Consider the following 4,013-nt stretch of genomic DNA (forward strand, 5'->3'; position numbering starts at 1 on the left):
GACGACCGCCGCCAGTGGCGGAAACAGGGAGTCGCTGTTGGGGCCGCGGCCAGCAAGACGCAAGCAAAGCGCTGCGGCTGCTGGGTGCCGCAACCCGGGCAGTGGCACGGCGTTAGCCGTGACGGAGAGGTTTTCTCCTATTTTACCATCAAATCTTGAAATAGTCCACGCCGCCCTCGAAAATAGGCTGGTACTTGTCGCCGGTGACGTTCTTGTACAGGTACTCGCCGCTGCGCTCCGAATGGCCCATCTTGCCGAAGACACGGCCATCCGGGCTGGTGATGCCCTCGATGGCGAGGACGGAGCCGTTGGGGTTGTACTTCATGTCCATGCTGGGGTTGCCGTCCTGATCGACGTACTGGGTCGCGATCTGGCCGTTGGCGATGAGGGTGTCCAGCACGCTCTGAGGTGCCACGAAGCGGCCCTCACCATGGCTGATGGCCACGGTGTGCTGGTCGCCCACGCTGCACTTGGACAGCCAGGGGCTGCCGGTGGAGGCGATGCGGGTGCGCACCAGCATACTCTGGTGGCGGCCGATGGTGTTGAAGGTCAGGGTCGGGTCGCAGGCCGTGATGGGGCGGATGTCGCCGTAAGCGGCCAGACCCAGCTTGATGAGGGCCTGGAAGCCGTTGCAGATGCCCAGCATCAGACCATCCCGGTGCTGCAGCAGGTCGCGGACTGCCTCAGTGACCGCAGGATTGCGGAAGAAGGAGGCGATGAACTTTGCGCTACCGTCCGGCTCGTCGCCGCCGGAGAAGCCGCCAGGCAGCATGACGATCTGGCTCTCGTTGATGGCCTTGACCAGTGCCTCGCAGCTGGCGGTGACGTCAGCGGGGGTCAGGTTGCGGATGACCAGCACCTCGGGGTCCGCACCGGCGCGGGCAAAGGCGTGGGCGGTGTCATACTCGCAGTTGGTGCCCGGGAAGACCGGGATGATGACCTTCGGCTTTGCCACGCCGATCTTGGGCGCAGCGGGGGCGGTCAGGCTGCCGTCGATTTTCTCGACGGCGGGACCGGCCTTGCGGTAGGGATAGACGGGCTCGAGCTTGCTCTCCCAGATCTCCTGCAGCTGAGCCATATCCAGCTTGTCGCCGCAGCACTCGAAGGTGTAGTCTGCGGTGGTCTCGCCCAGCAGCTCACCAGCCGGGGCGTCAGAGACCATCTCCAGCACGATGGAGCCGTACATAGGCTTAAACATATCGTGGGTGGTCATGTTGTTCATCATCTTGAAGCCGATGCGGTTGCCCAGACCCATCTTGAAGAGAGCCTCGGCCAGACCGCCATAGCCCACAGAGGAAGCAGCGGCCACCATGCCATCTTCCATCATCTGCTCAACTTTCTTATAGTTGGCCTTCAGGGAGAAGAAGTTGGGGCAGCCGGTGACGGGGTCCAGGATGGGCCGGATGAGGACGACGGTGCTCTCAGGCTTCTTGAACTCGGTGGAGACGACGCGGCCGGCCTTGCCGATGGCGGTTGCGAAGGACACCAGCGTGGGAGGCACATCCAGCTGCTCGAAGGAGCCGGACATGCTGTCCTTACCGCCGATGGAGGCGATGCCGAGGCCAATCTGCGCGTCCAGTGCGCCCAGCAGAGCGGCCAGCGGCTTGCCCCAGCGCTCCGGGGAAGTGCCAAGGCGCTCGAAGTACTCCTGGAAGGTCAGGTAGGCGTCCTCATAGCGGAAGCCGGAGGCCACCAGCTTGGTCACACTCTCGACGACGGCCATCCGTGCGCCCACATACTGGTTGGCGCTCATGAGGTAGGGGTTGTAGCCCCATGCCATGCCGGAGCAGGTGTTGGTCTCGCCGTCCACGGGCAGCTTTGCGACCATGGCGTTCTGGGGGGTCAGCTGGCATGCGCCGCCGAAGGGCATCAGCACGGTGGCCGCGCCGATGGTGGAGTCGAATCGTTCAGAAAGGCCCTTCTTGCTGCAGACGTTCAAATCGCCCACCATGTTCTTCATCTTCTGCTCGAAGGTCACGCCGGCCCACTGGGGCTGCCAGACAGTCCCCTTCTCGATGTGGACGTTCTGATGCTTCTCAGCGCCGTTGGAGTTCAGGAACTCGCGGCTGATGTTGACGATGGACTTGCCGTTCCACACCATGTTCAGGCGCTTTTCCTCGGTGACCTTTGCCACGGGGGTGGCCTCAAGGTTCTCCTCGGTGGCGATGGCGATGAACTTGTCCACGTCCTCAGGGGCCAGAGCCACGGCCATACGCTCCTGGCTCTCGCTGATGGCCAGCTCGGTGCCGTCGAGGCCGTCATACTTCTTGGTGACCTTGTTCAGGTCGATATACAGGCCGTCGGCCAGCTCGCCGATGGCGACAGAGACGCCGCCGGCACCGAAGTCGTTGCAGCGCTTGATCATCTTGCAGGCGTCCTCGCGGCGGAACAGGCGCTGCAGCTTGCGCTCGATGGGGGCGTTGCCCTTCTGGACCTCAGCACCGCAGTGCTCGAGGCTGTCCAGCTTGTGGGCCTTGGAGGAACCGGTGGCACCGCCGATGCCGTCGCGGCCGGTGCGGCCGCCCAGCAGGACGATGACGTCGCCGGGAGCGGGGCATTCGCGGCGGACGTGGGAAGCGGGCGTTGCGCCCACAACAGCGCCGATCTCCATGCGCTTTGCTACATAGCCGGGGTGATAGATCTCATCCACCTGACCGGTAGCAAGGCCGATCTGGTTGCCGTAGGAGGAATAACCGGCGGCAGCGGTGGTCACCAGCTTGCGCTGGGGCAGCTTGCCGGGCAGGGTCTCACTGACGGGCTTGAGAGGGTCGCCTGCGCCGGTGACGCGCATGGCCTGATAGACGTAGCTGCGGCCGGACAGCGGGTCGCGGATCGCGCCGCCGATGCAGGTGGCAGCGCCGCCGAAAGGCTCGATCTCCGTCGGGTGGTTGTGGGTCTCGTTCTTGAAGAGGAACAGCCAGTCCTCATCCTTGCCGTTGACGTCGCACTTGATCTTCACGGTGCAGGCGTTGATCTCCTCAGACTCGTCGAGGTTCTTCAGGATGCCCTGCTTTTTCAGTTCCTTGGCACCGATGGTGGCCAGGTCCATCATGCAGCGGGGCTTGTTCTCGCGGCCAAGGTCGGCGCGCATGGCCATGTAGCGGTCGAAGGCCTCCTGCACCACGGCATCGTCGATCTGGACGTCATCCAGAATGGTTCCGAAGGTGGTGTGGCGGCAGTGGTCCGACCAGTAGGTGTCGATCATCTTGATCTCGGTGATGGTCGGGTCGCGCTTCTCCGAGCGGAAATACTCCTGGCAGAACTTGATGTCGCCCAGGTCCATGGCGAGGCCCTTCTCGTCGATGAACTTTTTCAGGCCTGCCTCATCCAGCTCGTTGAAGCCGTCCAGCACCTCCACTTCGGTGGGGATGGGATACTCCATCTTCAGGGTAGCCCTGGTGTCCAGCGAAGCCTCGCGGGCCTCCACCGGGTTGATGACGTATTTCTTGATCTCAGCCACCTGCTCATCGGTCAGGGTGCCTTCCAGCAGGTAGACGCGGGCAGAGCGCACCAGCGGGCGGTCGCCCTGGCTGATGAGCTGGATGCACTCGGCGGCAGAGTCGGCGCGCTGGTCGAACTGGCCGGGCAGATACTCCACGGCGAAAGACACGCCGTCGGAGACAGGCAGCTCTGCATAGGTGTTATCCACCGGCGGCTCACTGAACACGGTGGGGACGCACTGCTCGAACAGCGCCTCGTCGATGCCCTCCACGTCGTAGCGGTTGAGCAGACGCAGACCGTTCAGCTCCTTGATGCCCAGCAGGGAGACGAGCTCATTGCGCAGGCTCTGGGCCTCGCCGTCGAAGCCGGGTTTCTTTTCAACATAGATACGATATACCATTGGGTATTTCCCTCCTGTATCGATTTCTTCTTCCGGGCTAAACCTCTCCGTCACGGCTAACGCCGTGCCACTGCCCGGGTTGCGGCACCCAGCATCCGCAGCGCTTTGCTTGCGTCTTGCTGGCCGCGGCCCCAACAGCGACTCCCTGTTTCCGCCACTGGCGGCGGTCGTC

Annotated in this window: 1 protein-coding gene; it reads right to left on the reverse strand. The window is 63.4% G+C overall.

The window, feature by feature from the left end:
- Positions 1 to 148: 148 nt before the first annotated feature.
- Complete coding sequence (locus AAAU26_RS10430; protein WP_227619736.1) at positions 149 to 3,841, reverse strand: phosphoribosylformylglycinamidine synthase; 3,693 nt, start codon at positions 3,839 to 3,841, stop codon at positions 149 to 151.
- Between the last annotated feature and the right edge of the window lie 172 nt (positions 3,842 to 4,013).

Origin of the sequence: Faecalibacterium longum, from assembly GCF_040094125.1 — a bacterium.
Lineage (GTDB): Bacteria > Bacillota > Clostridia > Oscillospirales > Ruminococcaceae > Faecalibacterium > Faecalibacterium longum.